19 protein-coding genes are annotated in these 23947 nt (G+C 70.3%); 9 read left to right on the forward strand and 10 right to left on the reverse strand.

Annotation, left to right across the window (positions count from 1 at the left end; translation table 11 throughout):
- Both FNH04_RS47645 and FNH04_RS17490 read left to right on the forward strand, forming a co-directional pair.
- Window positions 1-182 (forward strand): hypothetical protein (locus tag FNH04_RS47645; RefSeq protein WP_228031453.1); only part of this gene is annotated, 182 nt, incomplete at its 5' end.
- An 82-nt stretch (window positions 183-264) separates the two neighbouring features.
- Window positions 265-1512 (forward strand): MalY/PatB family protein, encoded by a 1248-nt coding sequence (locus FNH04_RS17490; RefSeq protein WP_152785265.1) that lies wholly within the window; start codon window positions 265-267, stop codon window positions 1510-1512.
- 269 nt (window positions 1513-1781) lie between these two features.
- Here the strand turns inward: FNH04_RS17490 and FNH04_RS17495 are convergent, their stop codons facing one another.
- Together FNH04_RS17495 and FNH04_RS17500 are read right to left on the reverse strand one after the other, a co-directional pair.
- Window positions 1782-3254, reverse strand: a complete 1473-nt coding sequence (locus FNH04_RS17495; RefSeq protein WP_152785267.1) for an APC family permease — start codon at window positions 3252-3254, stop codon at window positions 1782-1784.
- Between the two features lie 86 nt (window positions 3255-3340).
- Entirely contained in the window at window positions 3341-4999 is a 1659-nt protein-coding gene (locus FNH04_RS17500) for an amidohydrolase (RefSeq protein ID WP_152785269.1), read from the reverse strand.
- A gap of 188 nt (window positions 5000-5187) precedes the next feature.
- Here FNH04_RS17500 and FNH04_RS17505 point away from each other — a divergent pair, with 188 nt between their 5' ends.
- Together FNH04_RS17505 and FNH04_RS17510 are read left to right on the forward strand one after the other, a co-directional pair.
- On the forward strand, window positions 5188-5796 hold the full coding sequence (locus FNH04_RS17505) for a TetR/AcrR family transcriptional regulator (RefSeq protein WP_322723216.1): 609 nt from the start codon (window positions 5188-5190) through the stop codon (window positions 5794-5796).
- 378 nt (window positions 5797-6174) lie between these two features.
- Window positions 6175-8760: a GmrSD restriction endonuclease domain-containing protein gene (locus tag FNH04_RS17510; RefSeq protein WP_322723217.1), complete on the forward strand. Its 2586-nt coding sequence runs from the start codon at window positions 6175-6177 to the stop codon at window positions 8758-8760.
- Window positions 8761-9095: 335 nt separating this feature from the next.
- On the opposite strand, the gene FNH04_RS17520 is transcribed toward FNH04_RS17510, so the two are convergent.
- The 8 genes from FNH04_RS17520 to FNH04_RS17555 form a co-directional block, all read right to left on the reverse strand.
- Window positions 9096-9446, reverse strand: coding sequence for an antitoxin VbhA family protein (locus FNH04_RS17520; protein WP_152785275.1), 351 nt, complete (start codon window positions 9444-9446; stop codon window positions 9096-9098).
- Window positions 9447-9840: 394 nt separating this feature from the next.
- A complete protein-coding gene (locus FNH04_RS17525; RefSeq protein WP_322723218.1) occupies window positions 9841-10260 on the reverse strand; it encodes a PIN domain-containing protein in 420 nt (139 codons plus the stop codon).
- The gene (locus tag FNH04_RS17530; protein ID WP_152785277.1) at window positions 10257-10478 is read right to left on the reverse strand and encodes a type II toxin-antitoxin system VapB family antitoxin; all 222 of its coding nucleotides are present in this window, start codon (window positions 10476-10478) and stop codon (window positions 10257-10259) included. Before FNH04_RS17530 ends, FNH04_RS17525 begins: the two co-directional genes overlap by 4 nt.
- Window positions 10479-11319: 841 nt before the next feature.
- On the reverse strand, window positions 11320-11772 hold the full coding sequence (locus FNH04_RS17535) for an SRPBCC family protein (RefSeq protein WP_152785279.1): 453 nt from the start codon (window positions 11770-11772) through the stop codon (window positions 11320-11322).
- Between the two features lie 460 nt (window positions 11773-12232).
- Entirely contained in the window at window positions 12233-13513 is a 1281-nt protein-coding gene (locus FNH04_RS17540; RefSeq protein WP_322723219.1) for a hypothetical protein, read from the reverse strand.
- The gene (locus FNH04_RS17545) at window positions 13510-13776 is read right to left on the reverse strand and encodes a hypothetical protein (RefSeq protein WP_152785281.1); all 267 of its coding nucleotides are present in this window, start codon (window positions 13774-13776) and stop codon (window positions 13510-13512) included. Before FNH04_RS17545 ends, FNH04_RS17540 begins: the two co-directional genes overlap by 4 nt.
- Window positions 13773-16448: an SUMF1/EgtB/PvdO family nonheme iron enzyme gene (locus tag FNH04_RS17550; protein ID WP_322723220.1), complete on the reverse strand. Its 2676-nt coding sequence runs from the start codon at window positions 16446-16448 to the stop codon at window positions 13773-13775. Before FNH04_RS17550 ends, FNH04_RS17545 begins: the two co-directional genes overlap by 4 nt.
- Window positions 16445-17227, reverse strand: coding sequence for a class I SAM-dependent methyltransferase (locus FNH04_RS17555; RefSeq protein ID WP_322723221.1), 783 nt, complete (start codon window positions 17225-17227; stop codon window positions 16445-16447). Before FNH04_RS17555 ends, FNH04_RS17550 begins: the two co-directional genes overlap by 4 nt.
- A gap of 437 nt (window positions 17228-17664) precedes the next feature.
- Here FNH04_RS17555 and FNH04_RS17560 point away from each other — a divergent pair, with 437 nt between their 5' ends.
- The 5 genes from FNH04_RS17560 to FNH04_RS17585 form a co-directional block, all read left to right on the forward strand.
- Entirely contained in the window at window positions 17665-18537 is an 873-nt protein-coding gene (locus FNH04_RS17560; RefSeq protein ID WP_152785295.1) for a helix-turn-helix domain-containing protein, read from the forward strand.
- Entirely contained in the window at window positions 18534-18746 is a 213-nt protein-coding gene (locus FNH04_RS17565) for a DUF397 domain-containing protein (protein WP_152785283.1), read from the forward strand. The genes FNH04_RS17560 and FNH04_RS17565 overlap by 4 nt, the downstream gene beginning before the upstream one ends.
- Window positions 18747-18936: 190 nt before the next feature.
- Window positions 18937-20607: a TIGR02677 family protein gene (locus FNH04_RS17570; protein ID WP_228031455.1), complete on the forward strand. Its 1671-nt coding sequence runs from the start codon at window positions 18937-18939 to the stop codon at window positions 20605-20607.
- A complete protein-coding gene (locus tag FNH04_RS17575) occupies window positions 20607-22136 on the forward strand; it encodes a TIGR02678 family protein (protein ID WP_228031456.1) in 1530 nt (509 codons plus the stop codon). The genes FNH04_RS17570 and FNH04_RS17575 overlap by 1 nt, the downstream gene beginning before the upstream one ends.
- Window positions 22133-23947 (forward strand): TIGR02680 family protein (locus FNH04_RS17585; protein WP_322723222.1); only part of this gene is annotated, 1815 nt, incomplete at its 3' end. The genes FNH04_RS17575 and FNH04_RS17585, both read left to right, overlap by 4 nt.

Genomic DNA, 23947 nt, shown 5'->3' on the forward strand with positions numbered 1-23947 from the left:
GAGAAGGGGGGCGGGCCGTGTTCGGGTCAGAGCTTCACGACGACCACACGGTCGGCGCACAGCCTGCGTATGTCGTCCTCGTCCGACGCGAACACGATGACCCGGCCGGGCCGCCGCAGGGCGACGGCGGCGAGGGCCGCGTCAATGGCGCACTTGTGGCCGTGCAGGCCCCGTCTCCCTGAGGAGGCCGGTGGCCTCCTCGGCGATCTCCTCGGTCACCGGCTCGACACGCATCTTGCCTCTCGTCGTGGCTAGCATCCAGCCATGGCCACCGACCCCACCCCCTTCGACCTGGCGCGACAGGGTTCCGCCGGGAGCACCACGGGATCGGTCTTCGACACCGTCGTGGACCGCAAGCACAGCAACTCCATGAAGTGGGCGTTCGCCCATGAACTGCTGACGGCCGACGAGGCCGCCGCCGACCCGCTGCCGATGTGGGTCGCCGACACCGACTTCAAGGCCCCCCAGGCCGTGATCGACGCGCTCCACCAGGCCGTGGAATACGGCGTCTTCGGCTATCCGGGCGGCGCCACCGACAGCTACCTCGACGCCGTGACCGGCTGGCAGGCCCGGAGGTTCGGCTGGGAGGTGCCGCGGGAGTGGGTGCTGCAGACCGCCGGCGTCATCACCACGCTCAAGACCGCGGTGCAGGCGTTCTCGGCGCCGGGCGACTCGGTCCTGATCCAGCCGCCCGTGTACGTCCACTTCCACGACGACGTCCTGCTCAACGGCCGCCACCTCGCCCACGCCCCGCTGGAGAGGGCCGGCGACGGCTACCGGTTCGACGCCCGGACGTTCGAGGCCGCCATCCGGCCCGACACCAAACTGTTCATCCTCAGCCACCCCCACAACCCCACCGGGAACGTCTGGACCGAGGACGAACTGAGGACCATGGGCGAGATATGCGCCCGGCACGGCGTCCTGGTCATCTCCGACGAGATCCATCAGGACCTCATCATCAACCCGGACAAGAAGCACATCCCGTTCGCCTCCCTCGGCGGGGAGTTCGCGCGGAACAGCATCACCTGCACCGCCCCCAGCAAGACCTTCAACCTCCCCGGCCTGCAGAGCGCCAACGTCTTCGTCCCCGACCGCAGGCTGCGCGAGGAGCTCACCCGCCAGTACGAGCGCAACGTGTTCCCGCTGGTCAACGTACTGGGCATGGTCGCCGCCGAAGCCGCCTACGCGCACGGTGAGCCATGGCTGGAGGAACTGCTCACCTACCTGCGCGGCAACCACGCGCACTTCGCCCAGGCGGTCAACAGCGCCACCTCCAAGGTCAGGGTCCTTCCGGCCGACTCCCTCTACCTGGCCTGGATGGACTGCCGCGACCTCGGGATGGACGCCGAGTCCCTGGACAGGTTCATGCTCACCAGGGCGCGCCTGTGGCTGGACAGGGGACAGAAGTTCGGGATGGAGGGCCACGGCTATATGCGGGTGAACCTGGGCTGCCCCCGCTCCACGGTCGACGAAGCCGTACGACGGCTGCTCGCGGCTGTCGAGGGCCTGTGAACGCAGGGGAGGCCGCAGCATGACATCCGTCATCGAGGCCCGTCATCGAGGCCCGTCATCGAGGCCCGCCTCGAGGAACTCGGCGTCCCCCTGCCGGGGCCGGTCCGGCCCGTCGCGAACCACCGTGCTCCTGACGCACCGACGGAACGGTCGGCACCGTGATCACGATGCCGACCGTTCCGTCGGTGCCGTCCTGGTTCAGAGGGGATGTTCTCGTACGGGGCCGCCACCGCGCGTCCGTGGCGGGCGGTTCCGTGTCGGACTTCCCGTCAGTCGACGTCCGTGGTGCCGAGCTTGGCGTACACGTCCGGCCGGGCACGGCGCAGGCGTACGGCGAGAGCCACGCCGACCAGGAAGACGGCCGGAGTGAGCGCGACCAGCATCCAGTTGACGGCCGGACCGGCCCCGGTGAACAGGTCGAGGCGCTTGCAGACCAGCACGGTGGCGGCGGCAAGGAGGATGCCGGCCGCGGCCGGGGTGATCAGGGTGCGTAGGCGTCCCTCGCCGCGTGCGGCCGGGTTGCGGCGGAAGAAGGCGACGACCGCGAAGGCCGCAAGCGCCTGCAGGACGAGGATGCCGACCACGCCGGGAGTGTTCACCCAGAGGAAGAACTCGTTGTAGGGGTCGACACCGATCACAGCGAAGACGGCGACGACGATCACGGCCAGGACGCTCTGGGCGATACCGGCGGCCCAGGGCGAGCCGTGCCGCGGGTGCACCCGGCCCAGGGCGGCGGGGAAGACATGCTCGGCGGACAGGGCGTAGACGTACCGCGTGATGGCGTTGTGGAAGGCGAGCAGGGCGGCCAGCAGGCTGGTGACGATCAGGACGCGCTGGAGATCGGTGGCCCAGTCGCCGACGTACCGGGTCATGGCGGTGAAGAACATCTCCGCCGGGTTCTCGGCAGCGACACCAACAGCCTGGGCGCTGCCGAACGCCTGCACGATCACCCAGGTGATGAAGGCGTAGAAGAGGCCGAGGAAGCCGACGGCCAGGTAGGTGGCCCGGGGCACGGTGCGGTCGGGGTCGCGGGCCTCCTCGCGGTAGATGGCGGTGGCCTCGAAGCCGATGAAGGCGGCGACGGCGAGACCGAGCGGTCCGCTCATGCCGGAGGTGAGGACATGGGACGGCGCGAACGAGTCGAAGGCCAGCCCGCTCGCCCCGCCCTTGACCAGCACGGCGACGGCGAGCAGCAGCAGGATGGCGGTCTCGGCGATCAGCAGGACGGCCAGGACCCTGGCGCCGAGGTTGACGGAGCGGAAGCCCAGGAACCAGACGACGGCGATCCCCGCGAAGGCGTACGCCGGCCAGGGCAGGTCGACGCCGAGGAGGTCGTTGACCGTGGTGGCGGAGAAGAAACCGAAGGCCCCGAACATGCCGATCTGCAGGGCGTTGTACGAGAACACCGCGAGCAGGGCCGCCCCGAGCCCGGACGGACGGCCGAGCCCTCGGGCGATGTACGAGTAGAAGGCGCCCGCGTTGCGGATGTACGGCGTCATGGCCGTGAATCCGACCGCGAAGAGGACCAGCAGCACGCCGACACCGAGATAGGCGACCGGGGCACCGATGCCGCCGAAGAGGATGGCCAGGGGCGCGACGCCGGCCATCACGGTGAGCGGGGCCGCCGCGGCCACGACGAAGAAGACGATGTCGGCGACACCGAGGGTGCCGCGATGCAGATGAGAGCTGCCCGCCACGTGCGGTGGCTGCTGGGGAGCGGTGGGCGCGAGGGGCTCGGTCATGGAGGTCTCCGTGTGGTGCGTGCGTTGGAGGGAGTGAGCGAGTTGTCCCGGACGCGCGGGCCGGTCGTGACGACGACGGCGTACGCCTATCGTCTCCTGGCACACAGGTCGTCGGGAGTGCCGTCGGCGGCGTGGGTGCGCCGGCCGGCGAGCCAGGTGCCCAGGACGGGCAGCCGCGCGAGGGCTTCGGGGGCGGTCTCGACCGGGTCGGCGGCGAGATGCACCAGGTCGGCGCGCATACCGGGGCGCAGTACGCCCCATTCCTTCTCCTCGAACGCCTGGTGGGCGCAGCCGGTGGAGTAGGCGGCCAGGGCGGTCGCGGTGTCGATCCGCTCCTCGGGGAGCCAGCCGCCCTCGGGGGTCCCGTCGGATGTCTGGCGGGTGACCGCGGTGGCGATGCCCCGCAGCGGTTCACAGGCCGTGACCGGCCAGTCGCTGCCGAAGGAGAGCCGCGCACCGGAGGTGAGCAGGGCGGCGATCTGGTACTGCCGTCCGCCGCGCTCCGGTCCGATTCTCGGCAACGTGAGCTCGGTCATCAGGGGGTCGGACTGCGCCCACAGCGGTTGGAGGTTGGCGATCACGCCGAGTTCGGCGAACCTCGGCAGGTCTGCGGGGTCGATCAGCTGGGCGTGGGCGATGACCGGTCGGCGGTCGCCGGGGCCGCCCGCGCGGACGGCCGCCTCGATGGCGTCCAGGGCGCCGCGGACGCCGCCGTCTCCGATGGCGTGCAGATGGGGACGGAAGCCGAGGGCGTCCACGGCGGTGACGGCCTCGGCGAGTTCCGCGGGCGACCAGTTCGCGATGCCGTGGGAGTGCGGGCAGTCGGTGTACGGCTCCAGCAGGGCGGCCGTCCCGGACTCGATGACCCCGTCCGCGAAGAACTTCACCGTGCGGGCGGTCAGCAGCCCGGGCGCCTCGCTCTCGACCCGGTCCCGGTCGGCGGCGAACCGGGTGATCCGCTCACGCCAACCGTCGGGTTCCAGGAGAAAGCCGAGGTCGGCGCGGACGGGCAGTCCCGGGCCGGTGGTCATCGCGGTGATCCACGCGTCGATGTGGTGCGGTTCGACCAGGGCGTCCTGCACCCAGGTCACTCCGGCCGCGGCGAATCCGGCGGCGGCTTCACGCAGGGCGGCCACCTGCACCTCGTGGGAGGCCGGCGGGATGAGGGCCAGTACGGGGTTGACGGCTCCGAACTCGCGCAGGGTGCCCAGCGGTTCGGCGGACGCGGCCCGGCGCAGGATCTCGCCGCCCGTCGGATCCGGGCTGTCGGTGGAGTATCCGGCTCGGCCCAGGGCCTCGCTGTTCACCCAGGCGGTGTGGTGGTCCGTGGTGCGCAGGACGACGGGACGGTCGGACACCGCGACGTCCAGCCACCGGGCGTCGAAGCGGCCGTCGGGGGCGAGCCAGGGGTCGAAACCGTCACCGGTGATCCATGGGGCCTGCGGATGCGCGTCGGCCCAGAGCCGTACCGCCTCGACGATCTCCTCGACGCTGCCGCACTCCCGCACCGGGACACCCCGCAGGCCCAGCCCGCCCAGCACGGGGTGCACATGCCCGTCGCCGAAGGCCGGCAGCAGCGCCCCGCCCGCCAGGTCGACCACGGCCGTACGCGGCCCCCGGACGGTGAGCGCGTCCGGGCCCAGGGCGGTGATCCGCCCGTCGGTGACCGCTAGGGCGTCCTGGACGGGAACGTCCGTGGCCCCGGTCCGGACGGTGCCTCCGGTGAAGACGATGTCGGCGTACATGACGTGTGGCGGTGCCCTTCCCTCACCCGAGTGCCAAACTGAAAGGCATTCGGTTTCGAGTAATGTAGGCGCCGCCCCGGTGACGGGGAAGAGTTTTACTGAAAGGCATTCGGTAACGTCTGGGTCACGGCGCCGCAAGGCGCCCCACCACCACCCGCGAACCTGCGGCACAACGACGAGGAGCCACTGTGGGACGGCCACGCACACCTCTGCTGGACCGCCGGCGCATCGGCGCCGCGGCACTGCGGCTGGCCGACGAGAAGGGGACCCTGTCCATCCCGGCCCTCGCCAAAGCCCTCGGCGTCGCCCCGTCCGCGCTGTACCACCATGTCTCCGGCCGCGACGAGATCATCTCGCTCATGCGCCAGGAGCTGGCCCTGACGACCGGCGGTGGCGAAGACTGGTCGCAGCCCTGGGAGCAGGCTCTGGAGAGCTGGGCCCGCTCCTACCTCTCCACCTTCGCCGCCCACCCCGGGGCGGTGCCCCTGCTCGCCACCGCCCCGCTCACCGAGCCCTTCATGCATGCGATGTACGAGAAGGTCGCCGAGCTCCTACTCACCGCCGGCTTCGCCGAGAGCGAGATCATGCCGCTGATCACCGCACTGGAGAGCTTCATCCTCGGCTCGGCCCTCGACCTGGTGGCACCCCCCGTGATGCTCTCGGACGTGGCCCGTGAAACGGCCCCACACCTGAGCGCCGTGCTCGACCGGACCGCCACCGGCCAGAGCCGCGCCGCCTACGCCTTCGACCTCGGCCTGCGCGCCCTGCTCACCGGATTCCGCGACCTGCTCACCTGACCGCACCGTGGACGCCACCCAGGCCCGCCAAAACCACGGGTGGTGTCCGGACCGACCTCCAACCGACCTCCAACCGACCTCCAATCGGTGCCGAGCGAAGCCTCCAGGATGGCCGTCCTGGAGGCTCTACGCCTCGCCCGCCAGGCGTCCCGCCGCGAGTTCGTCGCCGAGGCCGCGGCCGAGGTCCGCGCCGAGGCCGGCGGCACGGCGCATCCAGGCCTGCTCCTTCATTTACGACGTCCCTCACGATGGGCGGAACGAGGTGTGCGCCCAGAGGTTCGGCCGATAGTGTCACCGCTGGTGATCGAGTCGGGGCAGAGGCCATCCCAGTCCGACGGGGAGCATGAGCCGGCCCGGCAGACAGTGGGGGAGAGGCGAGTGCACGCTCAGGAGACCACGTTCAAGGAGCTCGTCCAGGGCGAGAAGCAGTTCCAGGTGCCGCTCTACCAGCGCACCTACAGCTGGCAGCAGGACGAGCTGCGGCAGCTCTGGGACGACGTGCTGGAGCTGGTCGAGGAGCAACTGGAGGGCAGAACCCCCGCGACCCACTTCCTCGGCTCCGTGGTGCTCGCCCCGGGAAGGATCACCGCGGGAGGCATGCAGCGCTGGCTCGTCGTCGACGGACAGCAGCGGCTCACCACCCTCATGCTGGCCCTCACCGCGCTGCGTGACCGCTACCGGGAGCGGGGTGCCGAGCGGGACGCCGACCGCATTCACGACCTCGTGCTCGTCAACAGGTACCGCAACGGCGACGACCACTACCGCCTCCTGCCGACGCAGGCCGACCGCGAGGCCTTCACCGCCTGCGTCGAGAACACCCCCAAGGCCGGTGGCCCCGGCAACGTGGGCGCCGCCTACCGCTTCTTCCTGGCCGTCCTCACGGAGGGCGAGGAGAACGGCGGCGAGGCGTGGACGGGCGCGGTGGAAACCGTCCTGAGCAGTCTGCTGTCCATCGTCGAGATCACGGCGGCCGAAGGCGACAACGTCTACCGCATCTTCGAATCCATCAACAACACCGGTGTCGGCCTCCGCCAGAGCGACCTGCTGCGCAACTACCTCTTCATGTGCCTGCAGACCCGCGGAGAGTCCGTCTACCGCCATCACTGGCTGCCCATGCAGGACCTCCTCGGTCCCGACAACCTCGAACTGCTCGTCTGGCTCGACCTGGTCGTGGCGGGCAACAGCCGGGCCAAGCAGAGCGAGATCTACCGCGACCAGAAGAAGCGCCTGGAGCCGCTGAGCACCGACGAGGCGGCACTGGAGGCCGAGATCGCCTCCCTCGCCCGCCGGGCCGAACGGCTGATGCGCATCCTGGACCCCCGGCGGGAGCCGGACCCGGAGCTGCGCGAGGTCCTGGAGCGGCTGTCCCGTTGGGGCGGCCAGACCCACTACCCGCTGGCGCTCCAGCTGCTCGACCGTGTCGACGACGGACGGGCCACGCCCCAGCAGGCCGCCCGAGCGCTGGCGTACGCCGAGAGCTACATGGTGCGCCGCCTCTTGGCGGGTCTGTCCACCACGGGCAGCAACCGGGTCTTCATGGAGATGCCCAAGGAACTGGAGAAGGACGACGACCCGGCTGACGCCGTACGCCGCTTCCTGTCCCGGAACAGGACGGGGGCACGCGTCTGGCCCGGCGACGAAGCGCTGCGCGAGGCGGTCCGCACCCGCCCCTTCTACAAGGCGGGCCGCAGCAACCAGCGGTTCCAGGTGCTGCGCCGACTGGAGGAGAGCTACGACGGCAGCGAGCCCGTCGACTACGCCAAGGCATCCCTCACCGTCGAGCACGTCCTGCCGCAGAACCCGGCCCAGCAGTGGTACGACCTTCTCGCCGAGGACGCCGAGGACGGCCAGAGCTCGGACGAACTGCACGCCCTGCTCGTCCACACCCTGGGCAACCTCACCCTCTCCGCGGACAACGCGCGCCTGTCGAACCATCCCTTCCGCCGCAAGCAGGAAATCCTCGACGCCAGCGCCCTGCGCATGAACCAGCGGATCGCCGCCGAGGAACGGTGGGGGAGGACGGAGATCCTCGCCCGCGCCGACGAACTGGCGGACAGGGCGGTGCGGTTGTGGCCCGGCCCGGCCGAGGGGGTCGTCCAGGCAGAGGACGAGTGGGCGGGCTGGAAGGAGCTCCGGGCCGCGCTCCTCGCCATGCCGGCCGGCACGTGGACGACGTACGGCGATATGGCGGCACTCATCGGCACCCATGCCGTCCCTGTGGGACAGCACCTGGCGACCAGGACGGGCCTGCACGGCGCCTACCGCGTGCTGACGGCGGACGGCCGCGTCTCGGCGGGCTTCCGGTGGCCGGACGGCAATGAGTCCGGCGACGCGCGAACCCGGCTTGAAGCTGAGGGTGTTCCCTTCGACGAATCGGGACGGGCCCGTCGGTCCCACCGGCTGACCACCGCCGACCTGGCGGCCCTGCTCGGCAAGGACACGGCGAATGAGACCGCGCCGTCCGCGCCCGCCGAAGGCGAACAGCAGACGGCGGCCGACCGGTTCGAAGCGCAACTCCGCGACAACCAGACCGATGAGACCGTGCAAGGCGTCCTCGGCGCGCTGCGTTTCTGGGAGCAGCAGGGTGGCCACCTTGCCTACGGCCGAGCCGACGAGACCAGTTGCTTCCCGATGGTGCGGTTCGGCGACGCGCGCGATATCGCCCGTGCGCTCTGGCCACTGGGGATCTACCCGGTCGCGGGCACCGTCGAAGTGGTCTTCCAGTACTTGAAGCGGCGCCCCCCGTTCGACGACGAGCCGCTGCGCCGTGAGCTGATGACCCGGCTGAACGGCATCGAGGGCATCGACCTGGCCGAGGCCAAACTGGACCTGCGTCCGTCCTTCCCGCTGGAGGTCTTCTCCGGGCACGGCGAGGAGATCTGCGCGGTGCTGGAGTGGTTCACGCACACCGCCGCTCTGGCCGAGGCCCGCCGCATGATGGACGACGGTCCGGACACGCTCTGACGTGCCCGTCGGTGCGTGGGGCCCGAGAACCCATGGGCCCCACGCACGTCGTGGTCGACGAGGGCCCGCAGGAACCGCGGTTGCTGCCACGCTTCGAGCGGATCGCGGTCCGTACCGAACGTTTCAAGGAGGGTGCCCAATGCGTCCTTCTCCAGGCTCCGCTGTTCTCCCTCCTGCCCTGTCGGAGGGTTGGCCCCAGGCCGTTCTCCAGGTCGTCCAGTGTCTCGTTCAGTTCCGGCGGCAGCTGCCGATGTCCGCCTCCGCTGCCGCGTGTAGCTGATGGTCGGTGATGTCGAGCTTGTTGCGCACGCCGTTGGGCATGGCGTACGGATCGTTCACCCGGCCCGCCGCTCCGAAGCCTGTCGGTGGCGGGCGATCGCGCGGGCGACAAGGGTGTCCGCGTCGAGGTCGCCCTTTACGTACGCCTCGGTGTCGCGATCGGAGGCCTCGGAGGCGTGGAGCCCCTCGGCCTCGATGGAGCCGGTGGCCGAAGCGACGGCCGCACGTCGTGCCGCGCGGCCGCTCAGCGCCTCGAAGGCCTCGACGGACAGGAGGACGCCCTGGGGCTTGCGATGGGCGCCGATCAGGACCGGGTCGGCATCCGCGCCGGACTCCGACAGGTCGGCCAGAATCCGTGACAGCCTCGCGCGCGCGTCGCTGACGGTCACGACCTCGGGAATCTCCATGCCGTCACCACACCCAAATAGAGCCCTTAATTCTGTATTTCTAGTACGGATTTCGGAGAGGTGACGTTGTTCCCGCCTGCTCGCCGCCCCCGGCGTGCCGCTGCATCCGCTGAACGGGGTGCCGCGGACCTTTCGCGCGGGGACTTGCGCGACGTACGCGACGGGCTGGCGACGTACATCCGGCGGAACCTCCTCCGTTCCTGGGACGGGGAGACGGAGGAACTGCCGCACCGGCCGGCCGGGCCGCGCTACCGGTACCTCGTGGGCATCCTAGGGAGGAACCGGCAGGTCGGACAGCGTGTGACGGGGTGGACGGTACCGGTGAGGCAAGAGCCCCGGAGCCTCACCACTCGCCTCTGGTCCGCGACGGCCGGGGCGTTACAGACCTGGGGTGTTACAGACCTGGGGTGTTACGCACGTTCCGCTCGCTGACGTCGGGCAGGAAGCGCGCGACGGTGGCGAAATCGGCGTCGTCGTGCAGGATGATCAGCCCGTGGTGCGCGGCGGTCGCGCAGATCATCAGGTCGAGCGGCCCGGCCGCGCCGAGGGCGCCCTTCTCGGCGAGAGCGTACTGGGCCGCGTCGACCCAGTCCCACAACCGCTTCGGCAGCGGCACATCAGGGTAGAGGTCGGTGAACATCTGCCCCATGGCCTCGTACTCGACCGTGTTGCGCGCTGAGCGCCGGAACTCGGCTCGTTGGGCGGCGCACGACCCGATGGCCCGGAGGATGGTGGTCTCCAGCCACGCATCCCTCAGATGCTCCTCGCGCAGAAGGCGCCACAGGCCCGAGGAGTCGAGCAGGTAGTGGATCACGCGCTCCCCTGCTTGTCCTCAGCGCGGCGTCGCTGCCAGCCCTCGTAATCCCACTGCTGGGCTGCGCGGAAGTACCTGGCCACGAGCGCGGCCCGCTCATGGCGTTCGGCGTACTCGCGGAGGGCGGCATTGACCACGTCCTTCTTGGTGCCGCCACCGGCGACACGCATGGCCTTCTCCAGGGCGTCGTCATCAAGGTCGATCGTCGTCACACTCATGTTGGACTCCTTTATTCAAGGGCAACATCCATTATATATAAGTGGGCGTCTCGTGCCCCTGCCGTTGTCCGGCATGCCGGAGTCGTCGGCGGTCGCGGGTTCCGGTTCCGGGCTCCCGTTCCGTCCCGGCGGCCGGAAGGGGAGCCCGCAAACCGAAGTACGTGCGTGCCGGTCGCCAGGGCTCCGCGCCCCCGGCGTCGTCCTCGCTCCCGGGTGCCGGCGTGCGTGAGGCCCCGGAGCCGGTGCCGCTCGGTGGGCGGGTCAGGAAGCCGTCGGCCCTCACTTCGGCGACAGCGTCAAGGTGATGTTCGACGCCCAAGGCAGCGCAACGTAGTCCGTTCCCGACGGGCGGCGCCCGCCCCGTCCGCGCCGATACGCTGACGGCGCGGCCCCTGGCCCGGCACCGCGCAGAGCTGAGCCCTCCGGGAGGATCGCCATGAAGCCCTCGACGGCTCGCAAGATCGCCTCAGCGGCGGGAGCCGTCGCCCTGGTCACCGCGGGATTCGTCTGGCAGGCGGCGGCCTCCGACTCGACGAGCGAGCACATCCCTCGGCACCGCCAAGACCCACCTCGAACGGGTGAAGGCGAAATACCGGAACGTGGGGAGGCCCGCGTCCACCAAGATCGAACTCGCCACCCGGCTCCGCGAGGACCATGAGGCCCTCGACCCGTCGCCGGGGCATCGTCCACCGACGCCGTAGGAGCCGGCAGCACAGTGGGCATCCGTGGGGTGACGGGTGGGCAACTGCGCAGCCGGCCGGCCGGGGCAGGCCCAGGCCGGGGCAGGTCCGGCCCCGGCCTGCCCCGTGACGCACGACCTGCTGGTGACTTCGGAGATCGTTCAGTGCCCCGGCTTCGGGGACAGGAAGGCGCCCAGGCTGTTGAGGAGCATGGTGCTGCCCTGCTCGGCCATGTCGCGTTCCTCGGCGGTGTCGCAGGTCTGACGGAGCACGATCCGCGTGTGGTGGTCGTCCTGCTCGTCGAGCTCCATCGTCATGACCGCGGGCTCGGGCTTGCCGGGTACGTCCATGCCGACGACCAGACGGCTGTTCTCGGCGACCTCGAGGTAGGACCCGGTCAGCGGGAACTGTCCGCCGTCAGGGGTGACCATGGTCGCCTTCCACGCTCCGCCCGGCCGTACGTCCATCTCGACGGAGCCGGCGGCGGCGCCTGCCCACTGGGCGTACTGCTCGGCCGTCGTCCACGCCCGCCACACCTTCACCGCGGGGGCGTCCAGCGCTCGGGTCAGCGTGTAGGTGAAGCCGCCTGCCGTGGTGGTCTGCTCGGTGCTCATGTCTCGTCTCCTGTCTCGCCCTTGGGCGGGATGCCGAATGTCGTACCTGCAGACGGCTGCGGGCGCGGAAACTCATCGGTGGTCTGCCATACGGGGCGACGCCATCGACGTCTCCTCACGGTGGGGAGTACGCCATGCCCGGGGTCTTCTCGGCGGTGACCTGCACGTGGATCCGACACTCGCGACAGCGCCCTTGTTGTGGTGTAGCCGATCACGGTCAGGGAGCGTGATCGTCTACACCGCGAGAAGGACACGACCCGGCTCGGGTGTGCCGCGCTGCGGTGAACTGGTGCGGACGGACCAGCAGCGGCGTGGCTCGCTCGCTCAAACAGTGGGATTCACCGCGCAGGCATAGCGGAAGTCGTCCCATTCACCGACCGTCCACATCACCTTCTCGGTCCCGCGATAGCTGAGATCCTCGGGGCCGGTGGACGGGGGCGGATGGTGGCCTACTGCTGAGCTACGCCTTCCCGTCACCGCCGCGCAGCGACGACAGGACCAGGCGTCCGTACCGTGTCGTCAGGGCCGCTGCCGTGGCGGCGACCGAAAGGCCGAGCGCGATGAGGAGATGGGTCACCGAGTCGTCGTCGAGTACTTGCAGGATGCTCAGTGCGGTGCCGAGCGGCAGGCCGAGGATGGTGAGGACGCCCAAGGCTCCGCTGATCTGCTGGCTCTCCTGTGTCTGTACGAGCCTGCTGTAGTCGGCCGCTTCGGCGAGGATCTCGTTGAAGCGGGCCGACAACCGGTGCTGGTTCTGGAAGGCGAGCAGCAGATCGTTCGCCGGGCCGTGGGCGGTGAGGTGTTGTCGCCAGTAGGTGCTGCGGAAGACGGCGATGTTCCTCTCCAGGGCGGCGACTCGGCGTGCCAGCCGTGAGGAGTCGAACACCGCGGACAGTTCGTCCGTGAGCTCGTCGATGTGATCGCGCTGGAGAGAGCCGAGTAGCAGGGCGTCGAGATAGACGGTACGGGAGTGCAGGGCCCCGAACTCGAAGAAGTCACCCGCGCCGGTGTCGGGTCGGTGGCCGACGAAGGCCGTCCCCTGCCGGAGCACCAGGGCGCTCCAGTCCGCCGAGATCCTTATGGCGTCCTTGAGCTGCTCGTCGGCGGTCTCCGGGGGGAGGGGGAAGTCCTCCGGTGTGGAGCGTGAGGCGATCTGCCACAGCCAGCGGTCCGCGGTACCGGGCAGGGCTCCTTGCGGGCCGTCGCGGAGCACGGGGGTGTGCTGCTCCGAGGGGGTCATGAACGCGATGGTGTAGGGCCGGGCGATGGCGAACGGTGCGCTTGTGACACGCACGTCGGCGACCCTGGCGAGGAGCCCGGCCGGGTCGAGGGGCCCGGTGAGCGGCTCGTCGGCCGTGCTCGGACGCCGGCCGGCCAGGGCCCGGAGCACTGGCAGGAGCGGTCTCTCCACGCTGAAGTGCAGTACCGCCAGCGCGTGTTCGGCATTGCGGGCCGTAGCCGCGCGCAGCAGTTCGACACCGAGCAGGTGCAGCCCGTCGTTCTTGACGTCCTGTGGCAGGTGCCAGCGGCAGGGCCGACCAGGTGTCCCGTACAGGGCACGTGCGGAGGCGGGGGCGAAGTACGTGGACCGGGTCACTGCGTCGGTGCGGCGGCTGCCCAGCTCGAACGGGAAGGGCCCCTCAGGCCAGTCGGGAACGCGCAGCAGCCGCACGGGCAGGACGACGGTCAGCTCCTGGCGGGCCCCGGTGGTCTCGTCGAGCGGCGGCACTTCGGCGGTCACCGGTAGTACTCGGCCGGGTCGGGCTGGTCGAGACGGATGACGAACTCGGCCCGGTCGGGGCTCTCGGCGCTGATGTGGAAGCGGACGCGTTCGCCGGGGCGGATGGTCCGGAATCCCTCGGTCACGATCTGCCGGTAGTCGAATCCGTAGTACCGCTCGTTCTCGTCGTCCTGGACGACGTAGGAGCTGAGCACACCGCGTAGCCCCCCGCCGGTCGGCCTGGTGTCGACGATGGTTCCGTGGCGCGGCCCGCCGCCGCTCATACTGCCGTCTCCTCTTCTCCGCTGGTGCCACTGTCACTGTCGATGTCCTGCACGCACCGGAAGCCGACCGCGTTGCTTCCACCGTGCTTCCGGTAGACGCCCTTGCTGCTGGCCTGCACCGCGCGCATCGGGTTGTCGTAGCTGCCGCCGCAGATGACGGCCGCGCCAGGGTCAGACAGGGAGGTGGACGTCCATTCCCAGCAGTTGCCCACCATGTCGAGGACGCCGAACGGCGAGCGGTTGCCGGGGCGTTCCCCGACGGGTGTCACCCCGGCCCGGCGTACGGCGTCGCCCGCGAAGTCCCGGTACCAAGCCTGGTACGTAACGACGGGTCGGCCGACCCATGAGTCGGCGCAGTTGACGCGTGTGCGGTCGGCTGTGTCGCCCCAAGGGAACAGCCGCCCGCCGGCGCCGCGCGCGGCAGCCTCCCATTCGAGCGCGGTCGGGAGACGCTTGCCTTCGAAGGCGGCGAAGGCATGGGCGCTCCACCAGGTGATGCAAACGGCCGGGTGAGCGTCGTAGCGGGGATTCTCGTAGTAGTCGGGGTGCCGCAGCCGGTCGGTCATGGGGCGGTGCGTGAGGTGGGCGGGCTGCTCCGGATGGTCCCATCGCGACGTGCCGTCCGCCTCCAGTGCGTTCAGGAAACGGCGGTAGCGTGCGACGGTCACAGTATGACGATCGAAGCGCACCGGGCGCCGGACGCGGCGGATCAGCAGCCTTTCGGCCGGGCCGACAAGATAGGCCCCGGCGGGCAGCAGGCAGTCGTCGGTTTCCGGAGTGTTCGGCAACTCGGCAAGAAAGGCCCGCACTTGCTCGGTGAGGAAGGCACCCCCGGGAACGTCCGCTGCGGTGGTCCGGTTTTCGGGGGCGGCGAGGTACCGGGCGGCCAGCAGTTCCTGATATGCCGTGTGAACGAAGGCGACGTGATCGGGGCCGGCGGGGCGCAGCAGTGGCGCGAGGACACAGGCGTCGAGATCGAGGCGTCCATCCATGAAGGCGTTGGCACCCAGCTGCCGGACCAGGTCGATGAGTGAGAAGACTTTACGGTCGGTGAGAAACGCCCGTCCGAACACTGACGGCAGCCTTCGCTCCAGGTCCGGCTGCCCACGTTCGCCCAGTGTCCGCGTCACGTGCGCGCCAAGAATGTCCGCCAGGGACTGCCCCGACGGGAGCTGCAGTTCGGTGGTGAGGTGCCTCTCCAGAGGAGTCGCCTCCGGCTCGGCGAGGCGTACGACGTGGAAGTGCGGGACACGAGCCGGATCGAGACCGTTGGTATACATCTGCTCGACCAGCTGCTCGGAGCGGCCCGCGCCGCTGTCCAGCAGCTGGCGCACTTGGGGGGAGTCCGTGAGGAAGGACACCCGTGAACTCATGACCACTGCCGACTCGGCGGACAGAACGGCCGCGAGATCGGTGAAGAGCCGCACGAATCCGGCGGGGCTCGACTCCTCGACCCCCTCATCGACGGCATCGAGCACGCACAGTGCGGTTCCGGACCGGATCAGGTAGAGGAAGAGGTCGTAGACGCGGGAGCGGTCCACCGACGGCATGGCCGGGGCGAGGAGACGAGCCGCGTACTCCGGGAAAGGCTCGCCCTTCGGCTTGAGTCCGAGGTCGAAGTAGAAGCGGAAGCGGCGGGTCTCCGCATCGGCCGCCAGCGCGCGCAGGAGCGTGCTCTTTCCGCTTCCGGGGCGGCCTGTGACCAGTACGTTCGCGCTGCCGCGTGCGAGGTGTGCGAGCAGCGTCGCCGCGTCGCCGGACCGCATTACCTGTGCCTCGCCGGTGCGTGGGTCGGTGGTCAACGTCGCCGCGGCGACAGCGGCCCGGGGCTCGACGGGGTCCACCGCACCGGTGAGAGGCGCGAGGTGGGTATCAAGGTTGACGATGGCGTCGACGAAGCCGTCGTACCGCACGATCCGGAAGTCCTGGCCCAGAAGCTGATGGAGGGCTTTGGGGGCCGCACCGCCGCCGCTCTCGTCCTCCAGGACAACGAACCGGGTCAGCTTGGGCAGCCGGGTGCGCAGCAACTCACCCCCGCTGGAAGCAAGAACGGTGCTCAGGTCATCGGCGTCCCGGGAGAGCATCAGCTCCACGTATTCCAGCCGCATTCCCGACTCGCGGCAGAACAGCTGGTACACCGTGTCCGGGCTGAGGACGAAGCGCTTTGCCTGCCGGTAGCCCAGCGTGACGTACAGCCCGGCAAGGAACTCGCAGCGAAGCGCTACATCCGGTGCCATGTCGGGCTCACCGCCGAGTAGCGCCGCGCTCCCGGTGTCGGTGAACCAGACCAGCACGTCGACCAACCTGCGGACCGCAAGCAGCCCGTCCTCGTCGCTGATGTCGTACCCGTCGTGCGTGGACCGGTTGCGCAGCCGCCGGATGTCCTCCAGCGCGTCGAGGACCGTACTGCTGCGGATGTGGGGACGGCAGCGCTTGACCAGGTCGTTCAAAGCCTTCGTCGAAGGGTCACCCTCAATGCCGTGGTGACGCCACAGCTCCTTCAGGAGCTTTTCGGTCAGCTTCCCGACCAGGGCGACCGCGTTCTCCGGATAACCGTCGTCGAGCGACCGCAGTGGCCGCTCCAGGTCGAGCCCTAACCGGTCGGCGATCCGCGAGTGGTCGTCGAGTTCACTACGCAGGCGCCGAAGCCGTTCGTCGACCACCGCGCTCACACGCCCTCCCCGTGGCGCTTGCCGAGGACGAACGCGAACCGATCGGGAAAGACCAGGACGGGCTCCGGGTGCGCGGCCCGCATCTCCTCGATGCCCTTCTCGATTTCGCCGTCGCTGAACGTGGACAACAGCGACATGTAACGGGCACGGACCATGCCGAAGTACTTCTCCCGGTCGATACGCAGCTCATGCTCGACGTGCGTGAGGCCGGCTTCCAGCCCGGCGGCGCGCAGGTGACCCTCGATGCCAGCCGGGTCCGGCTGCAACTCCTCGAAACGGTTGAGAGCCGCCTGGAACAGCGGGTACTGGATGGTGGCCGGGAGCATCACCACCAGGAGCCGTCCCCCAGGAGCCAGCCGGTCGGCCAGACCGCCCAGGGTGCGTGCCTGGTCGGCGACGTGGTGCACCGACTCCTTGAGCCACATCGCGTCGAGTCGTTCGTACGGCAGGTCGGCGCGACCTTCGGCGATGTCCTCGGCGGACGCGACGATCGGTGTCAGGGCAGGGGGAGGCGGCGTGCCTAGCTGGCGCAGCATCGCTTCCGAAGGGTCGACGCACAGGATCGGCTGGCGGGGCTGGAGTTGCCGGGCCACTTCCCTTGCGAACAGGCCCGTTCCGGAGCCGATGTCGGCGATCCGGTCCGCGGGGCTGAGCCGCAGTGCCTCGGTGATCCGGCCGGACATCCAGGGAATGTAGTCCGGACCGTAGACCCAGTGCTCGTCGTACTCGGCCGCCAGCCCGTCGTAGTGCCCCCGCACGTCGTTGCCCCGCCGCTCCACGGTCCCCCTCGTGTCCTTATTTCTGTCGCTGGTTGTGCGGGCTGTTGCTGGTCGTCCCGCACAGGACCTGTGCAGGTTATCGCGGGTGAGTGGACGACAACAGGGCGTCATCTGGCTGCGGTTGGGGCTTGGCCACTGTGCTCTGAGCGTGTGGGAACGGGTGGACGCGGGACGAACGAGTACACACCTTGCAGGGAACTTCGCGGGTTCGCCGGTTCGATGGCCGACCTTCTCCTAGCGTCGACAGTGAGTGACGCCCCGACAGCGAGGCGTGGTAGGCGTGTTGTCGGTGTCTGTGGGCGTGGTGCGGCGTGTCGGGCGGTGCGGACCGTGAGTTGGCGGGTTGACGGGTGACGGGTGGAGGTGGGCAGGGAGCGATGGGTGAACTGCTACGACCGGATGGTGAGGCCGCAGGGGCCGGGGTGTCGGGTCCGGAGATGGTGAGGGCGGCCAGGGAGGCAGGTGCGACCGGTGGGGACGGCGCGGGTGTGGAGTCGGGGGCGCAGCCGGAGCCGGGGACGGGCATCCTGCGGGTGTTCGGGCGGCAGCACAAGCGGTTCCGGCTCCGGGCGGGAATCGACCGTGCTGCGTACGGCGGGCGGATGGGGTACTCGCCCGCGACCATTGCGGCGTTCGAGCAGGGGCGGCGGGTGCCGCCGCCGAAGTTCATCGACGCGGCGGACGAGGCGCTGGACGCGGGTGGGGTCCTCCAGGAGCTGAAGGAGGAGGTCGCGCAGGCGCAGTATCCGGCGTTCTTTCGGGATGCGGCGCGGTTGGAGGCGGAGGCGGTTGAGCTGTGGGTCTACGGAACCCATGCCATCCCCGGTCTTCTGCAGACCCAGGAGTACATGCGGGCTGTATTCGAGATGTGGCGTCCCCTGTTGGATGAAGAGACGGTCCAACAGCGCATTGCGGCACGACTGGCCAGACAGCAGGTTTTCAACCGCAAGCCACCTCCCTTGCTGAGCTTCGTCATCGATGAGTCTGTCCTACGGCGTCCCTTGGGTGGTCGTGCAGTCATGCGTGGGCAACTGGAGCAACTGCTGCTCGTCGGCGCCTACCGAAATGTGGAGATTCAGATCATGCCGCTGGACAGAGAGGACAATGCCGGCGTCGATGGGCCGTTCATCGTCCTGCATCGAGACGGCGGAGACCAGGTGGCCTACCTGGAAGCCCAGGGGCGGAGCACAATCGTGAGCGAGCGAACAGAGGTTCGCGGCATCGTGTCCCGTTATGGAATCATCCGAGCGCAAGCTCTCACTCCGCGTGAGTCCTTGGCTTTCATCGAGAAGTCGCTGGGAGAACCATGAGCGTCGATAAGACCGCCAACAGCTCGGACCGGCTGAACTGGTTCAAGAGCACTTACAGCGGCGGAGCCGGTGGTGAGTGCCTGGAGGTAGCCACCTGCCTCCACACCGTGCACGTGCGGGACACGAAGGACACGGACCGCCCAGGCCTGGCGGTCGGTTCGGATGCATGGACCGCCTTCGTCGGGTTCGCTGCCGAAGAACTCGGCTGAGTCGCCCTGCTTGATCGTGCCCTGCGGTTCGACTCGGGACCGCAGGGCACGTCGCTTACGACCGCGAGGGCGGCGACTTGGAGCCGCAGGCACTCGGCGTACGGCCCGACCAGTCTTCCTTTCCGGCGCGGCGGACGGTTTTTCCCGGCCTCCTCGCGGGATGTCAGTCGCGGTCCGTACGCTCAGCGTTATGGAGGGGGACGACCTGCACCAAGAAATGCCCGACCGGCACCACGATCTGCCCGACCGGCACGAGAACCTGCCTGGTCAGGGCACCCGCACCGACGAGGCCTGGCAGCGGCTCAGCGCATACGCCTATCTCAGCGCGCCCGAGCGGCTGGAGTACGTCGCGGTGATGCGGGTGTTCTGCGGGACCCTGCTCGCCGATCTCGCCGTACCCGATGTGTCCGGCAAGCTGGCCCAGGTCGGGGGCCCGGGAGCGGCGCTCGACGCCGAGACGCTCACCGCCCGGCTGGAGCAGCTCGTGCGGTGGGGGAATCTGCTGCGCAGTACGCACACCGTCAGGGCGACCAGCATCGCCGAGTATCAGCGGTCCCGGTCCCGGTATCAGCTGTCCAAGCTCGGTGAGCGCGTGCAGCGGGACGCCGATGAGGTGCTGGCCGGAGCCGATGCCGCGCGGGAGGTCAGTAGTGAGCTGCTCACGCTTGTCGAGCGGGGGCTCAGCGAGATCGCCGGCATGGTCGCCGTGCCGGGCGGCGCCGATCCTCAGCAGGCGCTGGAGAGGGTCAGCACGCTCTTCGTGCAGTTCGGCGAGTTCGCCGAGTCCGTGCGGGATTTCTACGCCTACCTGGGGCAGGTGCTCGCCCGCTACGACCTCGACGGCGCCGAGTACCAGGGGTTCAAGGAGCTGTTGCTCGACTACGTGGAGGCGATCACCGAGGACGTGTCCTTCCGGGCGCCGCGCATCGCCGTGCATCTGGGGGCCATCTGGCCTCATCTGCCCGCTCTGCTGAGCCGTATCGACGAGCACGTGGTCGGACTCGGAACGCTGGGAGGACTTTCCGGTGTGCTGCCCGAGACTCGGGTGCAGCGCAGCCGGGGGCGGGATCTTGCCGACTGGGAGGGGCTGCGGGACTGGTTCGCCGACAGTGACGGGCAGGGGAGTCAGGTGGACCAGTTGCGGGACGCCACCCTGCGGGCCCTGCAGTCGCTGCTCGCCAACGCCAAGCGCATGCTCCGGTCCGCGTCCGGGGAGATGTCCCGCCGTAAGGACCTGCTCCGGCTCGCCGCCTGGTTCGACGCCGCGGAGACTGAAGAGGCCCATGACATCGCGGTTGCCGCGTTCGGGTTGTACGGGGCGCGGCATCTCGGGGTCGCGCCCGATCCCGATCAGTCGGTACCGGCGTATGTGAGCTGGTGGAACGGGCCCGTCGTGGACGTGCCCGTGGCCTTGCGCGAGCGCGGCAGCCGGGCCCCGCGCGGGCGGGCCGCGGCGGTGGAGGACCACGGCGAGCAGAAGCGCCGGCTGATGGAGCAGGCGCGCGAGCAGGCCGAAGCCCGGCTGGCCGCGGCCGCCGAGCTGCGCAGTGCCTCCGGGCGGTTCGACCAGGTCAGGCTGGGGTCCGCCGCCATGCGGTTGTTGCTGGAGCTCCTCACCGCCGCCCTCGGCAACGCCCAACTGCACAAGGGTGACGGTGACAACGGAGCTGGTGGCTTTCTGCTCGACGGGGCTCATGCCGGCGACGCCGACCTGGGTATCCGGCTCACCGCGTGGCGGACTCCCGGTCGGCACACCCTCCTGCGCTCCGTGGACGGTGACCTCACCGCGGACGATCTCACCCTCGTCGTCGAGAGCATGGGCGCCGGCGGAGCCGCCGCCGTCGAGGAGGCGAGCGCGTGATGGCCCTGCCCTCCGCGCACGACGTGGCCCTCGCCGCCGAGCGCCGTACCGCCGCCCGCCTGCTGCTCGCCCATCCGCTGGTCACCAGCGACGGTCCGTACAGCGACACCTTCCCGCTGGTCCGGCGGCATGCCGACTGGCTCGCCCAGCGGTTCCAGCAGGTGTTCGGCTATCGGCTCGTCGTCGAGGCGTCGTACGCCCGTTTGTTCAAGGCGGGACTCGGGCCCGGCTCGGGGCATCGGCTGGAGCGGCCGTCCACCGGTACGCCTTTCACGCCACGGACATACGCCTACCTGGCCCTCGCGCTGTCCGTTCTCGTCACCGCTCCGGAGCAGCTTCTGCTCTCCCAGCTCGTCGCCGATCTGAGGGCCGCGGCCGTGGACGCGGGGATCGAGGCCGGCGACACCGGGCGGCAGGCGGAGCGGCGTACGCTCGCCGCCGCGCTGCGGCAGCTCGTCGACTGGGGTGTTCTGGCGGAGACCGAGGGCCATGTCTCGGCCGTCGCCGAGGAGCGGGGCGGCGAGGCCCTGCTGACCGTGGACCGTGAGATCGCCCGCGCGGTCGTCGCGGGGCCGCTGGCGCAGAGCCGCGACGGGGCGGATCTTGTCCGCAGGGCCGCCGACCCTGGGTTCGGCGGCCCGCGTACGTACGTTCGCAGGCGGCTCGTCGAGACCCCCGTCGTCCACCTCGACGACCTCACCGGTGCCGAGCGCGAATGGCTCAGGACCCGGCAGCGGCGCGAGTCCCAGGCCTTCTCCGAACTGCTGGGCCTGGAGGCCGAGATCCGTGCCGAGGGCATCGCGCTCGTCGACCCGGACGACGAACTCACCGACCTCCACCTGCCCGGCACCGGCACGGTCGCCCAGGCCGCGCTGCTGCTGGTGGAGCGGCTGGTCGAGCGGTTGCGACCGGAGGATCCGGGTCATCCCGCCGTCGGCGGACGGCTCGTCGTCGGTGTACCCGTACCGGACGGGCTGCTGCCGGAGCTGCTCGACGAGCTGGTAGAGGAGTACGGCCGACGCGGCAACTGGCGGCGCGGGTTGGTGGAGGACCGGGACGGGCTGCTCGCCGCGGTCCTCGACCTGCTGGTCCGTATGCGACTGGTGGCGCCCGCCGGGCCGGTGCGCGCCGACGGGCACGGTCTGCCCGAGGGGTACGAGGACGCCGCGCCGGACGGCCGGTCGGTCACCGATGTCTCCGGCGCCCGCGGCCAGGACCGCGCGGGGGGCGGTTGGGTGCTGCTCGCCGCTGCGGCGCGGTTCGCCACCACAGTGGCCGTCACGTCCCGTACCGGTCAGTCCCCGCGGCCAGGCGTGCAGGCACAGTCCGGTCAGTCCGCACGGCCAGACGTGCCACCACAGCCCGGTCAGTCCGCACGGCCAGACGTGCCACCACAGCCCGGCCAGTCAACACAGCCAGACCAGCCCTCACAGCTCGACCAGCCCCCACAGCCCGGCCAGTCAACACAGCCCGACCAACCCCCACAGCCCGACCAACCCCCACAGCTCGACCAGGAGCCGCCCCGGTGAATCGCCCCCCGTCCCCGCACCGCTACCGCCTCCACCGCGCCGGCATCCGGAACGTCTGGCAGTACGACGAGCAGGAGTTCTCCTTCGGCGACGGCCGCCTGCTGCTGCGCGGCAAGAACGGCGCGGGCAAGTCCAAGGCCCTGGAGATGCTGCTGCCGTACCTCCTCGACGGGGACGCCCGTGCCCTGGACGCCACCGGGACGGGCCGGACCACGCTCCTCTGGCTGATGCTCGACGGCTTCCAGCAGACCAACCGGCTGGGCTACCTGTGGGTGGAGTTCGCGCGGACCGACGAGGAGGGGCAGGACCACCACCTCACCCTCGGCGCGGCCATCCGTGCCTCCCAGTCGACCAGGACGGCCAAGCCGTTCTTCTTCGTCACCCCGCTGCGGGTGGGCCAGGAGCTGCACCTGGCCCCCGCCGGCCAGCCGCTCCCCGTTGACCAGCTCAAGTCGCTCGTCGGCGCGGAGCACGTCACCGACCGCGCCGTGGAGCACCGGGCCCGGGTGGCCCGCCACCTGTTCGGGCTCACCGACCCGGCGCGCTACCGCAACCTGCTCCACCTGCTGCACCGTCTGCGCCGGCCCACCATCGGCGACCGTATCGACTCCGGCGGCCTGGTCTCCGTCCTCGCGGAGACACTGCCCGCGCTCGACGACGAGATCGTGGAGAAGGTGGCCCGCAACCTCGACGACCTGGACGCCGTACGGACCGACCTCGGGCGACTGGAGCGGACCGACGAGGCACTGCGGACCTTCCTCACCGGTTACCGCGGCTACCTGCACGGGGCGCTGCGCCGCCGGACGGACCAGGTGAGCGGCGAGCTGGAACGGCTGGCGGAGCACCGGCGTGCGGCCGGCGAGGCGGCGAAGAGGGCCTCGGAGCTCCGTACGCGCGAGGACGAGATCGCCGCGCGCCTGGAGATCCTCAGGGCGGAGTCGGAGGCGGCCGAGACGGACCTCGCCGCCCTGCACGACAGCGCCGCCTACCGCGGCCTGAAGGAGCTGGCGGAGAAACGCGCCACCGTGACCGCGCTGCACAGCGCGGCGGCGACCGCCTTCAAAGCCCTTCGCCAGGCCCACAGCAGCCAGGAGGAGGCGGGACGGCGGCTCACCGGCGAGGCCGGAAGGCTGGGCGAGGAGCTGGTCGAACTCGGCACGGCGCACGGCGAGTTGCTGCGCGAGGCGGAGCGGTCCGGGCTCGACCCCGTGCATCTGGGAGAGCCCGCGCCCGCCCCCGCCCTCCCGGTCGCGGCCGCGGCGGTGGCCGAACTGACGGCCCCGGAGGGCGACTTCCACCTCGTACGCCACAGCGAGGTACTGGCCGTCGACACGGACGCCTGCGCCGGCGCCCTGGACGTCTGGGACACCCAACTGGACGCGGCGGGGCCGGTGATCAGGAACCGCGCCCGAGCCGTGACCGAACTGGCCGGGCTCATGGAGAGGGCTCGAAGAGCCCGGCGTGAGGCGCACGAGACCGACGCCGCCCGGGAGCGCCTGGAGGAACAGACGGAGGAGGCACGCGCGCGGGCCGGACGCCGGCGTGAGGAGACGGCGCGGGAAGGGGAGGCGTACGCCGAGGCCGTACGGGCCTGGACCGAGCGGCTGCAGAGACTGACCGGCGTGTCCCTCGACGCCGTACGCGCCCTGACCGCCCACGACCCGGCGGAGGGCCCGCTGCCCGCCCACGCCCCCGACGAGGTGGCCGACACCGCCCGCTCGGCCGTCGACCCCTGGCTGGCGGAGCTGGGCGAACAGCGCGACGCCCGCGCCGTGGCGATCCGTGAGCTGGCCGCGGAACAGGACCGCCTG

It is taken from the genome of Streptomyces phyllanthi (assembly GCF_009377205.1).
Classification (GTDB): Bacteria; Actinomycetota; Actinomycetes; order Streptomycetales; family Streptomycetaceae; genus Streptomyces; species Streptomyces phyllanthi.

Bases quoted from the DNA above. Each gene is read 5' to 3' on its own strand.
- FNH04_RS17490 (WP_152785265.1), top strand. From the start codon at position 265: ATGGCCACCGACCCCACCCCCTTCGACCTGGCGCGACAGGGTTCCGCC.
- FNH04_RS17495 (WP_152785267.1), bottom strand. From the start codon at position 3,254: ATGACCGAGCCCCTCGCGCCCACCGCTCCCCAGCAGCCACCGCACGTG.
- FNH04_RS17500 (WP_152785269.1), bottom strand. From the start codon at position 4,999: ATGTACGCCGACATCGTCTTCACCGGAGGCACCGTCCGGACCGGGGCC.
- FNH04_RS17520 (WP_152785275.1), bottom strand. From the start codon at position 9,446: ATGGAGATTCCCGAGGTCGTGACCGTCAGCGACGCGCGCGCGAGGCTG.
- FNH04_RS17530 (WP_152785277.1), bottom strand. From the start codon at position 10,478: ATGAGTGTGACGACGATCGACCTTGATGACGACGCCCTGGAGAAGGCC.
- FNH04_RS17535 (WP_152785279.1), bottom strand. From the start codon at position 11,772: ATGAGCACCGAGCAGACCACCACGGCAGGCGGCTTCACCTACACGCTG.
- FNH04_RS17545 (WP_152785281.1), bottom strand. From the start codon at position 13,776: ATGAGCGGCGGCGGGCCGCGCCACGGAACCATCGTCGACACCAGGCCG.
- FNH04_RS17560 (WP_152785295.1), top strand. From the start codon at position 17,665: ATGGTGAGGGCGGCCAGGGAGGCAGGTGCGACCGGTGGGGACGGCGCG.
- FNH04_RS17565 (WP_152785283.1), top strand. From the start codon at position 18,534: ATGAGCGTCGATAAGACCGCCAACAGCTCGGACCGGCTGAACTGGTTC.
- FNH04_RS17570 (WP_228031455.1), top strand. From the start codon at position 18,937: ATGGAGGGGGACGACCTGCACCAAGAAATGCCCGACCGGCACCACGAT.
- FNH04_RS17575 (WP_228031456.1), top strand. From the start codon at position 20,607: ATGGCCCTGCCCTCCGCGCACGACGTGGCCCTCGCCGCCGAGCGCCGT.